This is a genomic window from Carboxylicivirga mesophila (assembly GCF_018271975.1).
Lineage (GTDB): Bacteria > Bacteroidota > Bacteroidia > Bacteroidales > Marinilabiliaceae > Carboxylicivirga > Carboxylicivirga mesophila.
This window is the reverse complement of the sequence record NZ_JAGUCN010000007.1, coordinates 38,984-62,822: the sequence shown is the minus strand read 5'-3', so window position 1 is coordinate 62,822 and position 23,839 is coordinate 38,984. Positions and strand designations below refer to the sequence as shown.

Genomic DNA, 23,839 nt, shown 5'->3' with positions numbered 1-23,839 from the left:
TGTTATTTCGTTTTAATTGTAATGCTTGCTGTTTTCAGACCTTCGCTCTTAACTTTCAGCTGAATATCTCCTGTCTCGTTCATTGATTGAACTGTCACTACCAACTGACCATTAAAAGCTTTCATGGTTGGCTTATGAAACATTTCCAATGAGGTGGCATCGCCATTACAAACGGCTTTAAATTGACCGGCTCCTGACACTTCAAATTCCAATTGATGATTGGCATACGGACACAGATTGCCATCTATATCAACCACCGAGACCGTCACATAGGCAAGGTCTTGCCCATCGGCATGAATGTTCCTCCTGTCTGCACTTAATTCGATGTGATGGGGTTTGCCTGCTGTATGCACTTCTTTTTCAGCTACAACTTTGCCATTATCATCAAAAGCCACCACTTTAATGGTTCCCGGTTCGTATTTCACATCCATCCACATTAAACGATAACGATGTTGCAAAGTCTTCCCCTTGCCTTTCGTTTGAATACCCTGACTAACACCATTGACAAATAGCTCAGCACTGTTATAATTAGTATAGACAAATACTGGTGTTGTTTCGCCTTCGCGGCCTTCCCAATTCCAATGTGGTAGGATATGTAAGGTTTCATCCTCGGTATTCCAACGACTACGATATAGATAATAACGATCTTTGGGTATGCCTGCTAAATCGCAAATGCCAAAATAGGAACTGCGCGATGGCCAAAACTGGTCGAAAGGTGTTGGTTCACCAAGGTAATCAAACCCTGTCCATACAAACTCACCAATTACCCAAGGCTTATCATCCTGCAACACGAAGTCATCCTCCGGTAAATTAGACCAGCCACAATACTCCAGGTCGTATGACGAACATTGATAGGTATCTCCATAAATAGCTTCTTTCTGTGCTATAGAGGCATTGTAATCGTCCTTAATTGGTTTTACCGGAAAGCGGTAAAAACCTCTGGAGCTGACAGTCGAAGCTGTTTCAGAACCCAATAGCATGCCTTGTGGAAATTTCTCATAAGCTTCATCATAAAGGTGAACGCGGTAATTCAAGCCAGGTATATCCATCACAGCTCCAAAGCCACTTTTCATGGTTGCTTCTACCTGATCCATCCCCACCGTCACCGGGCGCGTCGGATCTTCGCGATGAAAAATATCCTGTAACCATCTTGCTCGCTCCACACCTTCTTTGCCCCATTGGTCTGGCACTTCATTACCTGCACTCCACATTACAATACAGGGGTGATTGCGTGTTGCGTGCACCAAGTTCACCACATCTTTTTCAGCCCACTCATCAAAAAACAAGTTATAGCCGTTTTGCATCTTTGGCTTTTTCCATTCATCAAAACTCTCTGCCAGAAACAGGAAGCCCATCTCATCGCATAATTCCAATTGCTCAAGTGATGGCATGTTATGGGATGAACGAATGGCATTACAGCCCATATCTTTCAGGATAGTCAATTGGCGTTTTAAGGCCGCCTTATTGACTGCTGCACCCAAGGGCCCTAAATCATGATGCAAGCACACCCCTTTAAATTTGGTGACCTTATCATTCAATAAAAACCCACCTTTATCAGCATTGTATTCTATTTTACGGATACCAAAACGAACCGTCTCCTGGTCCTTCAGCACACCATTTTTATATAAGTTTAGCTCGGCGTAGTAAAGGTTTGGCGTATCCACATCCCAGATAGCTGGATACTGCACCACTATCGTTTGCTCTACTTCATTACCATCGGATACCTCGGATTGATGCCTGGCAACTATATTTCCGTCTGCATCTTTAATAAGCGTTTTTACATAAACACCTTTGCCGTTCAGGTTGCTTCTGATATTGACGGTCGCACTTTCGTTAGAGACTTGTGGCGTGGTTATAAAATGCCCCCAATGCTTAAACGACACCTCATCTTTTACAATCAATTGCACTTTTCGGTATAAACCAGCGCCCGGGTACCAGCGCGATGAATAGGGCTGGTTCTCCAATCGCACAGCTAAGAGATTATCACCCGCCTGAACAAATTGACTGATGTCGAAATAGAAATAGTTATAACCATTTTTCCATTCTCCAGCCTTTTTCCCATTAATAAAAACCTGAGGCTGACTCATGGCTCCGTCAAAGGTTAAGAGCACTCTCTTGCTTGCTGTATAGTCCGGCACGGTAAAGGTCTTGCGATACCACCCCACTCCAACATGTGGCAGAGCCCCTGTTCTACCTGTCTTTTGAGTGGCTATCTTTTCATTATTCTGTCTGATAATTCCACTTTGCTTATCAATGTCTTCATCAAAAGGCCCTTTAATAGCCCAATCGTGTGGAATCGTAACGATTTCCCAATTATCCGTATTACAATCTAACAGTTCAGCTCCGTCAATATCCTCATTGATAAACTGCCAGTTGTTATCTAATAACTCCACCCTTCGTCCTCCTGCCTGCTCCATGCAACTGGTACTTATCAATCCCAGAAAAATTAGTTGAATGATAAAATGCTTCATAATTCTTCTGTATTATTATTTATCCGTCGATTTATACCGGTCTGAAGGTTTATAATCCTGTATAACACCCCCATTAGGAAAAACCGGGTTTTCTGTTCGGTTTTTAAAGACTTCTTCCATTTGTTTCACCAAGTCAGGATGTTCATTGGCGACATTGTGCTTTTCTTCGGCATCGGTCTCCAAATTATACAACTCAGTCTTGCTATCAATGCCATAGCGTACACCTTTCCAGTTGCCAATACGAGCCGACTGACGGAATCCTCCCGTAGGCATGATTCGATACCAGCCATCCAGTTGTATTTCCCAATTAAGGAATTCATGTTCCGTTTGCCCCTTTCCGGTTAGTACTGGTAGAAGTGAAAGACCATTTGAACTTTCAGGAAGAGAAGCCCCTGCCAATTCAGCAAATGTTGGCATCAAATCCTGCGCACTTCCAATATGACCTGATAGGCTGGAGGGTTGGATTTTACCTTTCCAGCAGGCTATCATCGGCACACGGATGCCCCCTTCATACAAATCGCGTTTAATACCTTTAAACCGGCCATTACTTTTAAAGAATTGAGGACTGTGACCCCGTCCCTCTTTGTGCGCACCATTATCGCTGGTGAATACTATCAATGTATTATCCAGTTCTCCCATCTCTTCCAGCTTGGCCAACATACGTCCAACCTGCTTGTCCAAAAGCGTGATTTTAGATGCATGTAAGCGCTCTGCTTCCGGCCAGTCCTTATCCTGATAAAGGGTGTTATTACCAATGGTATATTCATGCCCATGCGGTGCACGGTACGACATAAATAAGAAAAATGGTTGATCAGTATTGATAGTATCCAGCCAGTTAAAAGCCAGTTTAGTTCTGAAATCATCCTTACATTCCCACTCATTAACATGATAATAAATCGAATCTTTCTTCCCATTAACCCAATGCATCTGCTCGTCATAAGGTTCTCCCCCAAATCGAGAGCTCCACTGCTCTTGCACAGCATAATCAAATCCACGATTAAAAGCCCAGGTTGATAAATCGTTAGGTGCACACAAATGCCACTTACCTACAAATCCGGTTTGGTAACCTGCTTCACGCAGCATCTCGGCCATGGTTACATCGCTATTTTTAAGTGCTACCCGCATCCATTGGTCATCACCATAATATCCGCTATTGCCACGTATGGTGTTATAGGATGAGGACTGACCAGTCATCAATACAGCCCGTGATGGCGAACAGACTGCGTTACCCGCATAAAAATCGGTAAAACGCATGCCTTGTTCCGCCAAACTATCCAAAACAGGTGTTTGTATCTTCTCCTGACCGTAGCAACCCAATTCGCCATAGCCCATATCATCCGCCAGCAATAAAAGTATGTTGGGTCGTTTATTTTCTTGTTGAGTTTGTGTCTGACTACCACATGAGGCAAGCAGGCTAAGTATCAAGATTGACAATAGTAATTGCAGATTCTTCATTGATGTGATGTTTTATACAGTTTTAAACACGCTTAACGTGTTACTTCGTTGTTTTTAATTCGAGCTATTTCGGCCTGCATCATTTTAACCAGCTTTTTATTCTTTGCCGCTATATTCACCTGCTCACCCACATCGCTTGATAAATCAAATAATTGAGGTTCGGTGGATGTACCTGCTTCAATGTTTTTTTCTTCTTTTATCCAGGCTGCTTTTTTATTGGTTGGATGGATGTACTTGTAATGACCATGACGCAAAGAAAGAGTAACTGATTCCTCCAGTAGAAAATCACGTCCTTTATCCGATTGGCCCGTAAAAGTTGACCACATGGCTTCACTGTCGGGCGCTTCTGTGGCTGCTAGTTCATGTCCGATTAATTCAGCGAAGGATGCATACAAATCTGTCTGAGTAACCAAAGCATCACTTTCTTTTGCTTCAATGGTTCCTGGCCAATACACGATGGTTGGCACGCGTGTACCAGCTTCATAGGCACTGTATTTATTGCCTCTGTATGGACCTGCCGGTTGATGTTTTCCCTGTAAATCAACCGCTTCATCGGAATAGCCATCATCAAGCACCGGTCCGTTATCGCTTGAGAAAACAATGATGGTATTATCACTCAGACCACGCTTGTCCAGATGTTTCACCAACTCACCGGTGATATAGTCCATCTGTACAATGGCATCGCCCCTTACGCCCATACTGGTAATCCCCAGAAAGCGAGCATCCGGTAAGCGAGGAACATGAATATCGTGAAAGGCAAAATATAGAAAAAAAGGTTGATCCTGATTGTCATCGATAAACGTACGTGCTTTATGAAGCATTTGATAAGGCACCGTTTCATCTTTGAATCGAGCGGCATTTCCTCCTGACATATAGCCTATACGGCTTACTCCATTAACAATGGTTTTACCATGAAATTGATCTGAAGGATAGCGCAATAATTCAGGATTTTCTATCCCTGTAGGGTCGGTTCCCACCTTTTTTTTGTAATTGATTTCAATGGGATCTTCCGGATCAAGGCCCACCACGTGATGATTCTCAAGCATAACAGACGGCACACGGTCGCCGGTTGATGGTATCAGGTAGCTGTAATCAAAGCCGATTTCAAACGGGCCCGGAGCCACCTTGCCATTCCAATCTACATTTCCATTACCCAACCCCAGGTGCCATTTACCAATAACGGCTGTGCGATAACCGTTCTGTTTTAGCATACCTGGCAGAGTTGGTCTGCCGGTACTAATCAATAAGGGGGCATCACCGGGTAATACTGCTGCATCCTTCCGGAAAGCATAACGTCCGGTTAGCAATGAATAACGAGATGGTGTGCAGGTAGCAGCCGAGCAGTGTCCATCCGTAAACATAACACCTCCCTTGGCTAATTTATCTACGTTGGGTGTTTGCACCTCGGTAGCACCGTAGCTGCTTAAGTCGCCATACCCTAAATCATCCACGTAAATGATAACGATATTGGGTTTAGTATTCTGAGCTCTAACAAGACTAATAAGCAGCAGGCTCAATATGATTAAAGATAGTTTCTTCATCTCCGGTTCTAAAAATTTGACATTTTATCAATTTTAAAACTAGCTATAAAGCATGTTAAATATGTCCACAGATTAATCAATGGCTATCTGATATATGGCAAAGACTGTTTTGTGTTAGTTTTAGTGTTAATTTGTGCACCTTTTTCGATAAGCCTTATGGCCTTTTTATTGATTTACAACACAATAATTCGTTTTGACTGTTGCTTACCTAATGTGACAACCTGCAAAGTAAACATTCCACTTCTATGATTAGTACGCTTGATCTCAACTCGTTTACCCGACAGCATTTTGTTAATTTCTTTGATTCAGCTAATGAACCATTTAATGATATTAGCCTTAATCAGATAAAATAGCTTGATAATCACACATATTTTATCTGATTATATTATTAATTATCTATTTAGAATGCTCTTCATCTCCTCATCATTCTTAAAAAAAACTTCAATCATCTTCTCTTTCCAATTTTCATCATAATCGTTCATGTAATCCTTTGCCCAAAAAGGAATTTCAGTACTGCTGTTTAAATCCATCATACTAGTTTCAAAAGTATTATCGATACAATAAGTTTGTTTACTTTCGCCATAGAACATACGATACGGCTCAATGAATTTCATATGGTTATTGGCAACTAATGTTTTATTGGCCCAGGGACCGCCCCAATTATCCATTTGTATAAATGTTCGGTCAATATCAGCACTTTCTTTCTTTGTGAATACAAACACATTATGGTGGATGTAATTGTTCTCAACTGGACCTGAAATGTGCATACAAGGCGAGAACCAACCACGACGCTCTGTCTGATATGGGCGGATGCCATCGTTGACACTTATATTATAGCGTACAATGGTGTTCTTCGTCCCCACATTGGATGGGGTATTGATCGTATTGCCTTTGTTACAAATCAATAGGAAACCACCGTAATTATCGTGACTGTAATTGTATTGAATAGTCGTATTAATGCAATTCCAGTCTGAATCAAAACCTTGTCCATCCCATTTGGCAGTATGGCCTGATACTTCATTAAACTGTATTAAAGTATTATCAGCACTCCATGGCCAAATACCTGCAGCTGCTTCTGCATGTGATAGTATATCCGGGCAATCGCGTATTACATTATATTCAATTAGCGCGCCATCGGTTCCTATAGGTACAATGCCATCGCCAGGGATACCTTCAAGGAGATTATTTCTAATGATTACATTGGTAGATGGATGCCAATTATCTCGCCGCGTATAACCACGGGCATTAATCCCGTTACGGGCACAATCCTTTAAATGGCAATTTTGAATTATGAGGCTATCAAACTTGGTAAGATATTTATCGCCATGGTTGCGCCACAGGATGGCAGAACCGCCACCTTTACTTTTAACCAAACTGCCATTTACATCGTGAATAAAAAGGTTATCGAGGATGATATGTTTGCATTCACCACAGTTCTCCGCTTCAACAATTACTCCTCGTCTTCCATTCTCACGCTCTGCTCCGCTATTGGTAATCTCAAGATCACGCAATTCTACATAAGCCATATTGTAAAGATGCACGGCTGCTTTATGTTTGCCCTCACCGTTTATTTTAGGCCTGTCTTCACCGCCGTATTTTGAGATAATAATCGGATTACCAGCCTTCCCAAGCCCTTTAGGTTTTAATTGTCCACTATAAGACGTACCACTTTTAAATAGCACATGTGTACCCGCTGATAAGGTAAGTGAATTGACTTTTTTAATTGAAGCAAAGGCCTGATCAGGTCCGGTACCTCTGTTAGAATCATCACCGGCGTTGGCATCAACATAATAAGTAATGAAAGCCTTTTCTGCTTGTTTGACATTATCTTTTGTATAACAACCAAGACAAAGAATGGCAATCACTAATAATGATATATAATATGAAATCTTCATAATCTTAATAGTCAAAATGTTTAAGAAAAGAATGGCAGATCTTTTTGAGATCTGCCATTCAAATGTCAATTAACTATAATTGAATAAATCCATTACTTAATCAATTCAATTTTTAAATCATCGATATAGATTGGAGGATTTTCTCCATTTGGAGCACCCCCTTTAGCAACCCAATATTTAATCGCTATAATTGGATTTTCCTGACCTTCCTGAATGGTTGTTGGTGTCCAACCTGAAGTGTCCGGATCTACATCTTCATTACCAACACCAGTAGCTGGGAATTCGTAAGAAACCGTTTTCCAATCGTCTGAACCTCCTACAAAAATACCTTGAGGTGCCTTACCATTTTTAATGAAACAAGGTGTTAGATATCCATCTTTATCAGGATTTTTAAGCATTCCGTCACCATCTTGATCAACTGCAATGTGCAACCTGGTTTGTAACGGACATTTAATCTTATAAGAAATACGGTAACGTTCTCCAACTAGCAGATTGAAGTTTGTAATACCAAATGTTACAGCACCAGCCTGATTTAGATTATTAGCCGGGTTATCATATGCCAGTTTAGCACATTTTGCACCACTCACTGAAACATCTTCAGAAACATTCAGATAACCAGGACCTGGATTAGAATACTGAATTTCCTGATAAAATAAAACCATTGCACTTAGACTTGTTCCTGTAGCATACCCATCAAAATTCTCATTAACAGGGAAACGGAAAGCAATTAATGGATCGCAATAGCCAGTAGTTGTTACTGGCGTTGACTCTCCACAAACGCTCACTGCAATCAAACTATAATCTGTTGCTTCAGTAGGTGCATTATCTGAATCAGAAAAAGTTGTACCAATCACTGCATCGCTTAATACCACATCACCACGTTTAACAATGTAATGCTGAGCAAAATCAACAGCATCCCATGATAAATCAACTTTCGATTCATACGCTCCGTCGGTAGCTTGAAAGTTGGTTGGTGCAGCAGGTGTTGCTGCCATTCTACCAACCGTCATTGCCGATGTTTCAGAATCACCATTGGCATTTACAGAATAAACGGTGTACTCGGTATCAACAGTCATAGCTTCTGTATCAACATAAAATGTATCCGTTAATCCTGCAGCTAGTACTTCACCATCTTTGTAAACATCATAAGCTGTTGTACGAACTGTTGGCATCCAGTTGATTTCAACTTTGTCACAAAAGTCATCGTACGAAGCCACAATTGCAGCTGGTGCTATTGGACCATCTGTTCGTGGTCCAGGTGTTAGCGTCACATCTGTTTCAAAATCTCCAATTGTATACTGTTCTTCACAACCTGCAAAAACCATTGTGGCAGTCAGCAGGGTAAGAAATATATTTTTGCGTATCATATTCAAAAATTTTAAATGTTCATATCCTACCAACCCGGGTTTTGTCCAAGGTTTGTATTAATTGTCGTTTCATTGTAAGGAATCGGGTATAGATACATCTTGTCATCCCACAAGCGATCATCCACCAACTTTTTGCTATAGCTTAATGTACCACCATTGTTGGTAATATCTATACCATAAATATCTTCCGTCACATTGTCCGAATTACTACTATCAAATAATCTCCAACGACGTACATCCCAGAATCGGTGATCTTCAAATGCTAATTCCACCTGACGCTCACGGATGATTGCTGCACGTAATTCGGCTTGTGTTAAACCTGACAAAGCAGGTAAACCTACCGCAGCACGTGTACGTACCATGTTTAAAGCCGTTGTTGCATCCATGGCAAAACCAGCAGGTGCACCTGTTGGGCCATAAGCTTCATTTAAAGCTTCTGCCAGGTTTAAATACATCTCCGACAGGCGGAAAATCACCCATGCATGTTCTTTGGTATTTGTATTACTACCAGCAATTGTAATATCCTCACGTACATATTTTTTCAGATAATAACCTGTAGGTGTGGCATCGGCTAATGGTAAACCATTGGCTCCATCAGTAAATGTTTCAACTGTGGTTGATTTCCATGTACTACCATTCACAATAATCGTTTGTTTTAAACGAGGATCACGGTTATCATACGGATTAGCAGGATCAAATACTGAACTACCCGGTGCCGACCAAACGCCATTGTCTAAAATAACATCATAACCATCTGCAGTTTGATAGGCATCCACCAGATTCTGACTTGGACAGGTGGCATTACCATTGGCACCTTCAAAACCCATTGGGAAATTAGCTTTCTCAAAAGCATTTGAATTGGCTTCCCTTCTTTCGAAAATCAGTTCAGCACTGGTACGGTTATTAAATGAACCCTTTGCCATATCACTACTGTTGTAATATTGCGGATCAAAGCCATATGCAAAATCCGGGTTAATCAAAAAAGCATTGGCAGCAGTTGCTGCCGCTTCCCACTTTGTCACATCGCCAGAGGTATTATGCAGAGGACTCGCCGCATATATTAAAGCCCTTGCTTTAAGAGCATATACAGCACCCCTTGTAACACGACCAGTTTCTACAAATACCTGGTTGCTCCAGGTAACAGGCAGTTCTTCTCCAATCGCATCACATTCCGAAACAATGTAATCAATTACATCCTCAAAGCTTGAACGCTGAATGTTATTGATTGCGTCCACATCGTTTACGACACCATCAGGCATTGGAATATCTCCATAACGCTTAGCCAATTCGAAGTAAAAGAAAGCTCTCAGGAAACGAGCCTCGTATTGAAACTTGTCATAACGCTCCTGCTCTTCTTCATAATCTTCATTGTACTTGTAATCGTCGAAGGTACGTCCATCAATCTGGTCCAAAAATAAGTTAACTGAACGAATACCGGTATAGTATTTAGACCAGTTGTTGTCCAAAGCGTTAAACGCAGACCACTGACCGTTAGTGAATTTCTGGACATCATGATTCTGCTTAACATACTCAGCTTCGTCTGTCGCAGCCGATCGCATAGCCTGATTGGCCTCATCCTTTTTAATGCCGTCATAATCATAATCCGATGGCAAAGTGCTATAAATATCAGCAAGAAATTGTCGGGTACGGTTATAGGTACTAAAGATGGTTTCCGGATCATCGTAAAACGAGTGTTCTGTGTAGTCCAGGAAATCATCACACCCAGTGAAGAGTGTTACCAGAAAAATTGATAATATAATATTTCTAATCATGTCTACCTTTTTTAAAATTAAAATCCTACGCTTAAACCAATATTATACGATGTGAGCGTTGGGTAAACGGCTCCTATTTCCTCAGGATCCATAATCTCAATATTATCTACAGAGAATAAGTTCATGCCTCTGAAGAATACTTTCGCTCTTTTCAACTTCACTTTTTCGACCAATGTCTGTGGTAAGTGATAGTATACTTCTAAAGTACGCAACTTAAGATAGGAAGCATCGCGCTGCCAAACGGTACTGGCACGGTAGTTATTCTCATTCTTCTCAGGTGTTAAACGTGGTAATGTGGCTGTTGAAGCTGTTGCCGGTGTCCAACGGTCATTTGAGAATTCAGAGATGTTGTTGTTATTATACAATGGCCAGAATATACTTGGTGTATTCAGCATAACAGAGACATTGCTGGCTCCCTGAAAAATGGCACTAAAACCCGCACCTTTATATTCTGCACCCAATGTTAAGGCATAATTCACTTCAGGTAACCAGTTCTTACCAATGGCTACAACATCAAACTCGTCAATTCTGTTGTCACCATTCTGATCGACATACTTCACATCACCCGGTCTTAATACCTGTGTAAAGGTATATTCAACGCCGTTATAGATATTGTCAACCTCATTTACTTCTCCTTCATTAAAGAAACCAGCATCCTGCAAACCAAATACTTGATCAACTGAATGACCTGTTCTGCTCAGATAATCCCATTCACGGAATACTTCATTCTGTTCAATAATCTCGTTCTGTGCCATTGAGTATTGCGCACCAATGCTATAACTAAAGTCACCTATCTGATCATGCCATAAAGCACCTACTTCAAAGCCTTTGTTCTCTACAATACCATCTGAAACCATAGTGGCACCAACACCTATGACATTAGATGTTGAATTGGCTTCAGAAATCAGAATCTGACTTCGTTCTTCATAGAATACATCTGCATTAAGGCTTAAGCCTCCAAAGAAACGGGCATCCAAACCTACGTTGACTTGTGTGCTTTTTTCTGGTAATACATTAGGGTTGGCACGACGACTCTCCTGTAATCCTCCTAATTGATTATTATTATCACCATACCAGTATTTACCACCACCGCTGAACTTCTGACGGTGCAAATGCTGTTCATTCTGTTCTAAGCCAACTAACCCAGCTGAAGCTCTTAACTTTAATAAGTTAATCGCATCAACACCACTTAAGAAGCTTTCTTCTGATACTACCCAACCTAATGAAACAGCCGGATAGAATTGGAACCGATTTTCCTCAGAAAGGATGTTGTTTCCACTGTAAGATGCTGTTAACCCTGCTAGATACTTTTTGTTATAGGCATAATTAACCTGCGCTGCATAATTTACGCGGTGGAATGTGTTGTTTTGACCAAAGGTTGTTTCACTATCAACATGAAATAAACCAAACGCATTGACTTTATGCTTACCCCATTGTTTGTCGTAGTTTAACTTTACAATTCCGTTAGCATGGCGCGCTTGCCCACCAACACTTGTTGTAAAATCTAATGCGGTATTCTCACCACCTGATGTTGATGTAAAATCATATAATTCACCATTTACTTCATCAATTTTTGCCGTTTTATAAGCGTAGGCATAGAACTTTGATTTGTTGTCCCAATAAGAAACATTGTTATCAAAAGATACGGATGCTGAAATTGATAAACCTTCTGTTAATGCACTTAAATCCTGCTCAAGCGTAATATCACCATAGAAAGTACGTTCATGTGAAATAGCATAACCAGTTTCATTCACATCTGCAATTGGGTTATATGGGTAGGTTGGGGAACCTCCATATACTCCATTGATATACTGAACCGGGTAGGCATTGGCCGGTGTCCCATACAAACGTCCGAATAACTTTTCAGAAGTTGCTTTACCTGGTCGATTTGTACCAGAAATACGTCCGGCCAGGTTAATTTTCATCAAGGTACTTTTGGTTAATTCAATATCCAAATTAGTTCTCAAATTAGCACGACGATAATTTAACTGTGTTGAGAAGCTGTTCTCATTCCGATCCTGCTTTAACAGACCGTTACCGTCCATGTAGTTCAAACTAACAAAGTAGCGCGTACGTCCTTTTCCTCCCTGGAATGTTGAATTAAAATCATGTACAAAACCGGTGTTCTGCAATACTTCATCCATCCAGTTGACATTAGGAAAATACTCAGGGTAAGTACCGTATTTATAGGCATCCAATTCTTCAGCAGAATACAGGTAGTCCTGTCCATCCAAAGCAAGCGCTTCATTCATAGCACTGGCGTAACCATAGGCATCCAGCATCTTCGGCATTCGGAAAGCTTTATTGGTACTGTACTCATAAGAGAAATCCACCTTCATGCCTTCATCTTTTCCACGTTTGGTTGTCACCAGAATTACGCCATTGGCACCTCTTTGTCCATAAATGGCAGTAGCTCCTGCATCTTTTAATACAGTTACGCTTTCAATCTCGGCAACAGTTATTGTGGCCAGATTACGTTCAAATCCGTCAACCAATACCAATGGTGCAGAGGTGTTATCTAAATTTGCCTGACCACGAACAAACAGAGTTGCACCCTGGCCCCACCAGTCGCCTCCATTCTGCATAACGGTTAAACCAGGAATTTGTCCATACAAAGCATTAGTCGGGTTAATAGCAAAATACTTTGATAAGTTTTCAGTGGTCGCTACGCCAGTGGCTGAAGTTATTTCATTAGCCGCCCGCGTCACGCCATATCCAAGATTCACAAGCGTTGAATCTGATTCTTGTGCAGATATTTGCCCAATGGTCAGCAAGCTGGTGCAGGATACGAAAAGAGCTCTTATTATATTTTTTATATTCATATTCTAACTTTTTTCTGTTTTACATTCTTCCCATTGGTTACCATCCAGGATTTTGTACCAGTCCATATCCTTTTTGAATTTCATTCATAGGGAATGGTAACAAGTACCATTTAGATTCGAAGAATGTCCACCACAGTCGGCTATTGACATTAATTTCAGGATAAGAATAACTAAATGTGCCATCGGCATTCTTAGTAATCCATACATTATGCAATGTCTGGTTAAATGCACTTTCTAATTTATGACGGGTCATATCAAACCAACGCACCTGCTCAAAACCGAATTCACAAGCTCGTTCTGTCAATATCTGTTGAACTAATTCATCGGGTCCCCATGCTTTAACGTCTTCAATATTTTTTAAACCTACACGGTTACGTACCTTATTAATGTAGGTATAAGCTTCCCCCATATTACCAAGGTGCGCCATGGCCTCTGCATATGACAAATAAATTTCGGGTAAGCGAATGTATGGGAAATGATGATCATTTATAGGATAAAAACTTCCGGCCCAACCCGGGATAAATTTACGAATAACAGTACTTCCTGAACCATTAGTACGACGTGGCCCTGCAACATGCTTCGCCCATCCGCCCTGGTTGTTTTTCCAGTTCTGGACTTTTTCTCCACCCCAGTCATCATTTAAACACTGCATAGTTTCATATAAACGAGGATCACGGCTAAACGTGCGGTTTTCACTTCCCAATGGATCGACTGATTCATCCCAACCTGAAGAAGGATCAGTAATAGGTGTACCATCAGCCATTGGGAACATACGCATAAACTCGTTGGTACAGGTACCACCACCATAGTTAAGCATGGAGTCGTACATACCACCCCCCCAGCGCTTTTGACTTTCGTAGCCATCTCTGATGCTAATCAACACCTCCGTACTACGACGTGAAGCACTGGTACTAAAGTTACCAGCAAAATAATACCCACGGCGATACGCATCGCGGTAACCCCAAACATCTTCTGTTTCGGGCATCTCAAGAGCATAACCACCTTCTATATCAATTTTATCAATTAACGCTTTGGCTGCATCAGCAGCTCTCTGCCAACGGCTGTCGTCGTAGTTGCCATACCACCATAACAATTCTTCTTCAGAATTAGCACCTGGCATATATGGTTCTGAACTGTTAAACAGCGGACTAGCAGCAAATAATAATAAACGTGTTTTAAGTGCCATAGCACCGGCCTGTGTAAAACGACCTGCCAATGAGCTCATATCTGCCTCACTGAATTGCCATGGTAAATTAGGTATAGCCTTATCCAATAAGCTAACAATTGAATCTACAGTCGCTTCTACTGTCATGCGCGGATTTGTAAAATCGTCATCGGGCGTATATACCTTGCCAATCATTGGAACTCCACCATAGTTGCGGAATAGCTCCGTCATATTATAGGCAATAATCACTCTTGCTTCCGCCTTTAGTTGCTCACGGTAACCTTCTGACATATCGGGCACTTTGTGAACATGGTCCAAGAAAATATGACAATTACGTATTGCTTTAAACGTCGTAATCCCTTTATTAGGTGTGTCTCCGTATGGCAAAATACACATAGGTGCTAACCATGCATCCGGGTGATTAGAAGATACATACGAGTTGGCTGAGTTTAAGCCACCTGCATAATAAGTAGTCATCGCCGTTCCCCATGATTTAAAGGTATGCGATAAATCAGTAATGTCTTCCTGAAGATCTTGTCCGATAGCATGACTTCGTCCATTTTTTAGGATTCCTGATCGTAATGAACGGTAGGAATTAAATAATACCCGTTCAGCATATTCAGTTGACGAAAAGATGGTATCAATGGTCACATCCTGTCCTTCAGGCTTCTCTAATGCACCCGGCCCAATATCTTCGCATGATGCTGAAAAGATGCCAATTACAATCGCCAGCAAAGCGAATTTTAAATATGTTATATGTTTCATCATCGCTCCTATTTAGAAATTAAACTTAACACCCATGTTATACATTTTAACCATAGGGTAGAGACCATTTGATCCCGGATTTGACTCAGGATCATAGATGTCAAAATCACTAAATGTCAAGAGGTTAAATCCATTTGCATATACTCTAACATCACGCAGTCCAGCGCGTTTAAAAAAGTTTGCTTTAATAGTATAACCTAGCTCTACACTCTTCAATCGAATAAAAGAAGCATCCTGGTAATATAAATCGGATACCTGGTAATTATTATCCTTGCTTGCCAATGATAAACGCGGATACTCAATGTGCGCGCCTGCATCAGCTTTTTCCTGTGTCCATCTACCATCATACAAGTGATCGTATAAAGCTCGGTTTTGTCCTGCAAATGGTTGGCGCAATACATTAGGTAATAAACGATAGGTATTGGCCACTCCCGACCACGTCATCGAGAAATCAAAATTCTTCCAATTAAATCCTGTATTCAGACCAAAGTTATACTCTGGCACATTAGGTGAGTATCCGATTGCTTTCTGATCCAAATCATCAATCTTTCCATCTCCATTTAAATCCTTATACTTCACATCACCAGGAAAACGATAGCCTTGATTTGGATAATTCGGATCAATATCTGTATTCACCTCTTCGGTAAAGAAGCCATCACTGATGTATGCAAAAGGCTGTCCCTCAGGCTTACCTGTTCTTTCCAGGTATGCATATGGCTGAGGCACCTCGTCCATATAAATAATCTTATTACGTGCGAATGAAAGGTTGGCATTAATGTAATATCTAAAACCACCGGCATTATCATCCCAGCCTAATTCAATTTCGTAACCTTTGTTTTCACGCTCTTTGAGGTTTACTGCTGGTAATACGGCAGCTACATAGTTGGGTACTGTTTGACGTGTTACCAACATGTCTTCTCTACTCTCATGGAATAAATCAAGACTGGCACTTAAACGCGCATCCAGGAATTTGGCATCCAAACCAATATTCTTTTGAGTGATTGTTTCCCACGTTACATTTGGGTTACCAATACGCATTTCAAGAGCACCCTGATCGATATAATCAGATTCATATCCAAAACTATAACCGTCAGCATCATAATTCCATGCATCAGGCTGATATAGAAAACGACCACCACCAATACGGTCATTACCCACCAGACCATAGGACGCACGTAATTTCAAATAATCAAAAACGCCTATATTATCCATGAAACTTTCCTCTGTAATAATGTAACCTAATGATACTGCAGGGAAGTAGTCAAAACGTTTTCCTTCAGGAAAGTTTTCGGAACCGTTATACCCAAGGTTAAAGTCTACCAGGTATTTGGTCTTATAGTTATATGTCATACGTGCCACCAAACCTAATGTTCTGTTAGGAATATCAGTGAATTGTGAAGGATAATAGACCGTACGTTGGTTATATAATAATAAACCGCTAACATCGTGATTACCAAATTTACGATTGTAGTTTAATCCACCTTCCACATACCAGTTACGTGCTTTGGTTGGATCCGGCTCGTTATAGCCCAGAGTACCTTCATCATTGATCTTTCTGAATACAATATTATCAGGATCCATTGGATCTTTAATGGCTTCATAACGGTCAGGGGAAGAACTGCGCGTTTTAGAATGCGTATATGTTGTATTGTACGATCCTTTTAATCGTAATTTCAAACCACGTGTCACGAAGTCTAACTTTTGAATAACATCCAGGTCCATATTTAACACAGCCCTTGTCTGATTTTCGTTACCACGACCATAAAAGGCATTCAATGGATCTTTCATTTCAATAGATACATTGTCAGCAGAAGTGGTGACCCACTTTCCCTCAACAATACCTGAACCCGACATTGGTTGCGCCCAGCTGGCCTCTTTCCAGATACCCTCTTCTGCATCTTTAGCTCTTGGTTGATTGCGCACTTCTGTACGACCACCCAAACTCAATTTTAGCAAGGTTGATTTTGTTACATCAATGTCCAGGTTAGTTCGATAGTTGTATCGATCGAAGGTAAAGTTCTCATCAAATCGTGGGTCCAGGTTTTTCAATAAACCATCCTGTGTTAAATAACCTAAAGCCACAAAGTACCGAACACGGTCAGTTCCACCTCTCATGGTGAAGTTTGTTTTGCTCTGAAATGCCTTGTCTCTAAATAAGTATTCATTCCAATCCATATCAGGATATAAGAGATTTCCCCCATTGGCAAAAGCCTCAAGAGCCTCAGGCCCAAAGACAAAATTCTCCTCAGGTGTACCATCATTGGCAGCTCGTTCGTTATGCGCCATGGCGTAGGTATAACTATTCGATTTCTCAGCTAACATGGTTGGCTGCTGAAAACCTATTGATGAAGAAACCGAAATCTTTGCACGACCTTTTTCACCACGTTTTGTAGTAACAATTAAAACACCATTACCCCCACGTATACCATAAACGGCCGTTGCGGATGCATCTTTGAGTACAGATATACTTTCAATTTCTTCAGGATCTATCTGCGAAAATGGTCTTTCAACACCATCCACAATCGTTAAAATATTTCGGTTACCACGAATGGCCAATGCTGCTTCGTCCGCTCCCGGCTGACCAGTATTCTGTACTGCCGAAATACCAGAAATTTTACCAGCCAGCGCATTCGTCACGTTAGCTGTTGGTGATTTTAGTAATTCCTCACTGTTGATTGTCGATACGGACCCTGTTACTGTCACTTTCTTTTTCTCTCCAAAACCAATAACTACAACCTCGTCCAAACCTATATCCTCACTGACCAGTTGAACATTAATTGTGGTTTCACTCCCAACCTGAACCTGCTGGGTTGTAAATCCAATAAAGCTAATGCTTAATGTTTGTCCCGTTTCAACCCGCAGGTTGTACACTCCGTTAAAGTCTGTAATGGTTCCAGTTGTTGTTCCGTCGATTACAACCGTGGCCCCGACTATGGGATCACCTTTATCATCGGTCACAACACCAGTTACATTTTGCTGAGCAGAAGCCGATATGGCTATTGACAGCAAGGTGCAGACAAAAATGAATGTTTTAAAGAATCTTTTCATACACTTTGAATTAATATTACTATTTACTCTCTCTTCGTTATTTTGTTCTCCCTTTCTGAGAAAAATTACACTCAAAACTACCTCTACAACACATATTACATTAACACATTTTCACATTTACATTGACAGTAATTAAGACATGTCCATTATTTGTTATTATTTGTTGTTTTTGCGTCAAAAACCAACTCCAACCACTGCTTTTCAGTCTATTAGAAAATTTAAAACCCTGTGGTACAATGCTAATTTTATATATATAATTGTCGGTATACTATCTATAAAACTGATGTTTTAGGATGAGTTTTTAACAGTTATTTACATTTCAAATATAGGAGGAAGCCAATACTAAAATTCTTCATTAATTATCCAATACTGACCACATATTGCCACATTAACTATCAGGGACAAATCGGGAAGAATACTCACTTTAAAATTTAATTGATCGGATTGTAATACTATCGGGTTTATTCTTAAACACCTCGTCATTTTTCAAATCACGCAATAAGCAAGTTTACGGGCACAAACAATATATTTGATTAACCATCATTCATATCCCTTAAACCGCAGATAGTCATAATAAAAAAAGTGAATCCATTAAGAGGTATACTTTCTATTTATTACCTTCTTAAGAATTCACTTTTTCAATTGTTGAAGTTGTAGACCGTTATTCTATTTCAATTGCACCTATATCTGGCCGTCCATTAATTTTATTACCAAGAATATCTTTTTCAACTTTTAATCCTACGAATAAACCCTCTTTATCATCAGGTATATTAACAATCTGAATTCCTTTATCCTTTATTAAAAGCACATGCTTAGGAACAAAATCTTCAGCTGTATTACCATTAACGTTTGTGAACATAGGATTACCTATTATCGGTGCCTCATCCTGAATTAATACATCTACAGGCCAGTTATCCGCTTTCAGAAACAGGTTATTCTTAAAAAATACATTCTTAATGAGGGATTTGCCAGTGGTAGCAGGTTTATACTGATCGCCCAATACCAGTTCACTCTCCCCTTCGATGTAAAAGATATTATTGGCCAATAAAGCGCCTTGCGCAGTTCGCGTTACGGCCATTTTTGCCACAATATCATTTTTCACGTATATAGTATTATTATAAAAATACGAGTTAAATGGCCCATTATGTTCTTTTCCCTTACCATTGAAACCACTCAGCCAAAATATTTTACCTTCCTGAAAAGCACCGTTTACCTTTTTAACCCGGTGTCCATCATTAATACTAATATTATAACGGTAGGCACAATTATAATTATTTCCCAAAATTTCGCAGAAACCACCAGCGTTTCCTTCACTCACATTATATTGAACGATAACATTGTCACAGTTAAAATCAATGTGACAACCTGCAGAATCGGCAGGACCGTTAGCGAATCGAAATGAGTTGTGCTCAATCAATACGCGTGAACATCCCCAGGTCCACAAACCGCTACCTCTGCCCCATTTGCGTGTATCGGTTGTGCTACCAGAGTAAGTGATGGTATTGCCTTTGACGTGTCCATCTAATATACCACTCATCTGCATACCAGGTCCTCCGGTATGTTTAACCGTATTATCATACAACTTTAAACCCTTTATGCTGTGCTTTCCTCCTGTGGCTTTAATACCGGTATGCCCAACATTCTCAACATGACAATTTTCTACCATCATATCTTTCAAAAGCGCTCCTTTGGTACGATTAATCAACCGGATGCCCCAACCATAAGCCTGCGTTCCGTTGGCCGAATTGGTTTCTTTCTTACTGCGAACCACACTTTTATCGGCGTAGAATATATCTATAACATTTAACAGTGATAATCTGACATTTTCGTATTCTGCGGCATTATCACAAGTAATCAGTACGCCACAGCGCATATCGTCCTTTATAGATGTTCCGCCAGGTACTCCACCTGCATCAGCGGTTATCTGCAGATTACTCACATGGATATGGCTACAGTTCATCAATAACAGTCCGTTACGATAACCTTTTGCATCAATAATTGGTAAGTTGTCCAGGTCATTTTTACTGAGTGAATAATTGGACACGATAATTGGGTGACTTTTGCTACCGCTAACATTCTTTAGTTCCAAGCTTCCCAAAAAGACCTGCCCATTAGCCAACAATAGATTATCACCCGCTTTTAAAGGCAATGCACTGGCACGTTTTAGGCTTTTAATGGCTGCATCTTTTGATAATCCATTATTGGAATCACTTCCATTATTGGCGTCAACATAATACGTACTGGCCCAAAGAGGTAAGCTTATTAATAAAGCTATGAGAACTATGCTTAGTTTTTTAATCATCCTATTCTATTTATACCATTATAAATAACGGTTAAGTACTTACTATCTAATACTATTTCTTCTTTGTTTTCCCTTTTTCTTTATCAACGCCATATACACTCCAGGGAGAAATATACTCCTGGATAGTTTCAGCATCTTGTTTGGGCAGCCTGGCAGCCAACATTTCTTTAACCTTTTGGTATTGACTATCATTGGCCAGGTTATGCCACTCATTGGCATCTGACTGGTGATTATATAACTCCTCAGTGCCATCGAAGTAACGGATATAACGCCATTCTCCAGTTCTAATAGCATAGTTGCCTCTACCCCACGATGTAATAGTCGGTTTAGTCAATTCAGTATCTGTATTTTCCAAAACTGACACTAAACTTTCACCATCGACATAAGCGGGAGCTTCTATTCCTGCCATGTCGGCCAGGGTACGATAGATATTTATTAATGAAACAGCCGGTGTGTAGATTTGACCACCTTGATGTGTTTTATTTCGCGCATCGTATATAATAAAAGGCACACGAGTGGCTTCTTCCCAAAGGGTAAACTTTTTAAAGCTCATCTTCTCACCCAAATGAAAACCATGGTCAGACCACAGCACCACAATGGTATTATCAGCGTAAGGACTTTGCTCCAAAGCATCTAATACACGGCCAACATTGTAATCGGTCCAGGAAATACAGGCTAAGTAAGCACGTCGAACCTCTTCCCAGGCTTTATCCTTTTTAAAACGCGTGTCATCACCCGCTCTTCTGAAACTATTACCCTCGACAGGTATATCTTTCAAATCGTCTGCCCAAAGCGCTGGGGCCACTATCTCATCAGGCAATGCATTGAAGAATCGCTCAGGACAATCAAAAGGTAAATGAGGTTTTACAATTCCAACAGCCAGAAAAAATGGCTTATCATGTTCGCTTTGTAGAATATCAACTCCGTAGGATGCCACCTGGTAATCAACATGTTCATCATCAGCATTCACTGTTGGCCGAAAGGAATTCTTTTTACTATTCCCAACCTGATAGCCTGCTCCTGCTTTAAATTCTTTGTTGGAATATTTCAATTCAAAGTAGCCTGTCCACTCGCGCTTATCATTCTTCAAACCATGGTGTATCTTACCGGCACCATAGGTATTGTAGCCATTTTCTTTTAACAGACGTGGCAATGTGATGTAGCGATCCATCAACTGCTCATGAATATCATGTTCATAAAAGGGATATAAACCAGAGTTAAAAGGCTCCACTCCATATAACAATGCATTACGACTAGGTGAACAACCTGGTGCTGAACAATGGGCATTTGTAAAATTAACACCTTTAGCGGCAAGTTTATCCATGTTAGGTGTTATGGCCTGAGGGTGTCCGCCAAGGAAGCCTGTCCAGTCATTCATATCATCAATGGCGATGAAAAGAATATTGGGTGCTTTTTCGGCCGATTTCTTTTTATTAGATGCAGTAACACATGCTGATGAAGTGATTAGCAGCAGTAGCGATATTGTTATTATTAGCTTCATAACTACAGTTGAATAGCTTTTCATAAATGACTAAGGCAGTTATATTCTTAAAATAACCACCTACCAACGTCGTGGTATTTCTCCTTCAAAATAAATAAAATGTTGCAAAACCTTCCCCTTATGAACTTTAGTCTGAGTGGTATAATATATTATTATTCAATTACTATCGAATAATGGTCCCTTCATTTAATAATGGCTCATCAAAGTCCTCCATTTGCTTGTATAATTCATTCTTCAATCGCTCCCCAATCTCCTTATATTCGGGCTGATCATAAAAATTAACTAACTCATCCGGATCTTTTTCCAAATCAAATAACCAAGGTTTATCAACAGGTGATAATACCAATTTATAACGATTATCAACCGCTGCCACCCAACGAGCAAATGCATTGGTAATATAAACGATACGATCATCATTTACCAATATAGATTTATTCGTGAAACCCTGTGATAAATCCTCACCATGAAAATTATAGGCAGAATGATCCACATTCATTAAACCAAGAATTGTTGGTGTAAAATCTGCCATTGTGAATGCTTTTTGAATGGTTTTACCAGGTTTGACTGTTCCTGGGTATTTAAGGATAAAAGGCACACGAGCCGACATCTCATATGGTAAGCCTTTATTATGCTTACCGTGCTCGCCCATCAGGTCGCCATGATCGGATGTAAAAACAACGATGGTATTTTCACTCAATCCTTCCATTTCCAAAAAATTGAGGATGCGTCCTACATTGTCATCAATGCATTTTACCATGCCGAAGTAATCAGCCATTTGGTCTTGCTTTAATGACAATGCCCGATTCTTTTTCCCTTGTAAATTCAACCATTTGGGCGACATTTCCGGATCGGGATGCATGGTTCGTGGATCTTCGAAGTGCATATGATCAAACATAGTGTCATAGGGAGCTCTTACCTGATTAGGTCCATGCGGATCTGGGATGGATAGCATCAAAGCAAAGGGTTGATCCATATCTCGTTTGATAATTTCCAAGGAGCGATCAACAAGGAAATCAGTTGTGAAAGACTCTTCAGTAACCTTTTCTACATCGAAAGCCACTCCCTTTTTTGTAATAGCCTGGTCTACGCGTAATCCTTTGTCATCTTCTGCCAATGCCTTCCAGTGTCCCCGGTTAAACATGTATCGATTATCTGAAAAGCCAAACTGACGCTTTGGTGCAAAACCAGGTTTATCATCACCATCGAGATGCCACTTACCGACGTAGGATGTGGCATACCCATTGTCTTTTAATATTTGTGCAAAAGTAACCAGCTCATCTTTTAAGGGCAAATCATTACGGTACGAACCCGTTGCAATGGGATACAAACCACTAATCATTGAGGCACGAGAAGGTGTACAAACTGGTGAGGTGGCATACCAATTTTTGCATAAAACACCCTCGCTGGCAATTTTATCCAAATTTGGTGTTTCAACAATGGTCTTTTGGCCCCACATCAAAGCTTGTTCATCACTCATGGTTTCGCGGTAACAACCTAATGTACGCAGGTTATGCTCATCGGTGTGGATGATTACCAGATTTGGTCGTTGCTTATTATTACTCTTGGCATACACTTGACAGGTACATGCCACTACTAAGGTGAATATTAATACTAAATTCTTCATTTGTATCGATAATTAATTGTTCGAAGATACACTCGTCTTATCACGTAGCTGACCACATATCGAACGATTATTAACAGATTTTTATTTTTCTACTCATCAACGATTACGAAT

The 23,839-nt window shown here is 40.4% G+C and carries 12 protein-coding genes; all 12 read right to left on the bottom strand.

Features of this window, described 5'->3' with window-relative positions:
* Nucleotides 1-2: 2 nt before the first annotated feature.
* The 12 genes from KEM09_RS07800 to KEM09_RS07745 all read right to left on the bottom strand — a co-directional run bounded on the left by KEM09_RS07800 (nt 3) and on the right by KEM09_RS07745 (nt 23,728).
* Nucleotides 3-2,471, bottom strand: coding sequence for a glycoside hydrolase family 2 TIM barrel-domain containing protein (locus KEM09_RS07800; RefSeq protein ID WP_212227379.1), 2,469 nt, complete (start codon nt 2,469-2,471; stop codon nt 3-5).
* Nucleotides 2,472-2,486: 15 nt separating this feature from the next.
* Nucleotides 2,487-3,926, bottom strand: coding sequence for a sulfatase-like hydrolase/transferase (locus tag KEM09_RS07795; protein WP_212227377.1), 1,440 nt, complete (start codon nt 3,924-3,926; stop codon nt 2,487-2,489).
* A 32-nt stretch (nt 3,927-3,958) separates the two neighbouring features.
* Nucleotides 3,959-5,467 (bottom strand): sulfatase family protein, encoded by a 1,509-nt coding sequence (locus KEM09_RS07790; protein WP_212227375.1) that lies wholly within the window; start codon nt 5,465-5,467, stop codon nt 3,959-3,961.
* 392 nt (nt 5,468-5,859) lie between these two features.
* Nucleotides 5,860-7,362 carry a right-handed parallel beta-helix repeat-containing protein gene (locus KEM09_RS07785; RefSeq protein ID WP_212227373.1) on the bottom strand — a complete coding sequence of 501 codons (1,503 nt, stop codon included), beginning with the start codon at nt 7,360-7,362 and terminating at the stop codon, nt 5,860-5,862.
* Between the two features lie 92 nt (nt 7,363-7,454).
* Nucleotides 7,455-8,729 carry a fibronectin type III domain-containing protein gene (locus KEM09_RS07780; RefSeq protein ID WP_212227371.1) on the bottom strand — a complete coding sequence of 425 codons (1,275 nt, stop codon included), beginning with the start codon at nt 8,727-8,729 and terminating at the stop codon, nt 7,455-7,457.
* A gap of 26 nt (nt 8,730-8,755) precedes the next feature.
* The gene (locus KEM09_RS07775; RefSeq protein WP_212227368.1) at nt 8,756-10,501 is read right to left on the bottom strand and encodes a RagB/SusD family nutrient uptake outer membrane protein; all 1,746 of its coding nucleotides are present in this window, start codon (nt 10,499-10,501) and stop codon (nt 8,756-8,758) included.
* 17 nt (nt 10,502-10,518) lie between these two features.
* Nucleotides 10,519-13,323 (bottom strand): SusC/RagA family TonB-linked outer membrane protein, encoded by a 2,805-nt coding sequence (locus KEM09_RS07770; protein ID WP_212227366.1) that lies wholly within the window; start codon nt 13,321-13,323, stop codon nt 10,519-10,521.
* 37 nt (nt 13,324-13,360) lie between these two features.
* A complete protein-coding gene (locus KEM09_RS07765) occupies nt 13,361-15,256 on the bottom strand; it encodes a RagB/SusD family nutrient uptake outer membrane protein (RefSeq protein WP_212227365.1) in 1,896 nt (631 codons plus the stop codon).
* Between the two features lie 9 nt (nt 15,257-15,265).
* The gene (locus KEM09_RS07760; protein ID WP_212227364.1) at nt 15,266-18,301 is read right to left on the bottom strand and encodes a SusC/RagA family TonB-linked outer membrane protein; all 3,036 of its coding nucleotides are present in this window, start codon (nt 18,299-18,301) and stop codon (nt 15,266-15,268) included.
* A gap of 661 nt (nt 18,302-18,962) precedes the next feature.
* Complete coding sequence (locus tag KEM09_RS07755; protein ID WP_212227363.1) at nt 18,963-20,603, bottom strand: right-handed parallel beta-helix repeat-containing protein; 1,641 nt, start codon at nt 20,601-20,603, stop codon at nt 18,963-18,965.
* 52 nt (nt 20,604-20,655) lie between these two features.
* Complete coding sequence (locus KEM09_RS07750; protein WP_212227362.1) at nt 20,656-22,104, bottom strand: sulfatase; 1,449 nt, start codon at nt 22,102-22,104, stop codon at nt 20,656-20,658.
* Nucleotides 22,105-22,267: 163 nt separating this feature from the next.
* Nucleotides 22,268-23,728, bottom strand: coding sequence for a sulfatase family protein (locus tag KEM09_RS07745; protein WP_212227361.1), 1,461 nt, complete (start codon nt 23,726-23,728; stop codon nt 22,268-22,270).
* Nucleotides 23,729-23,839: the final 111 nt, after the last annotated feature.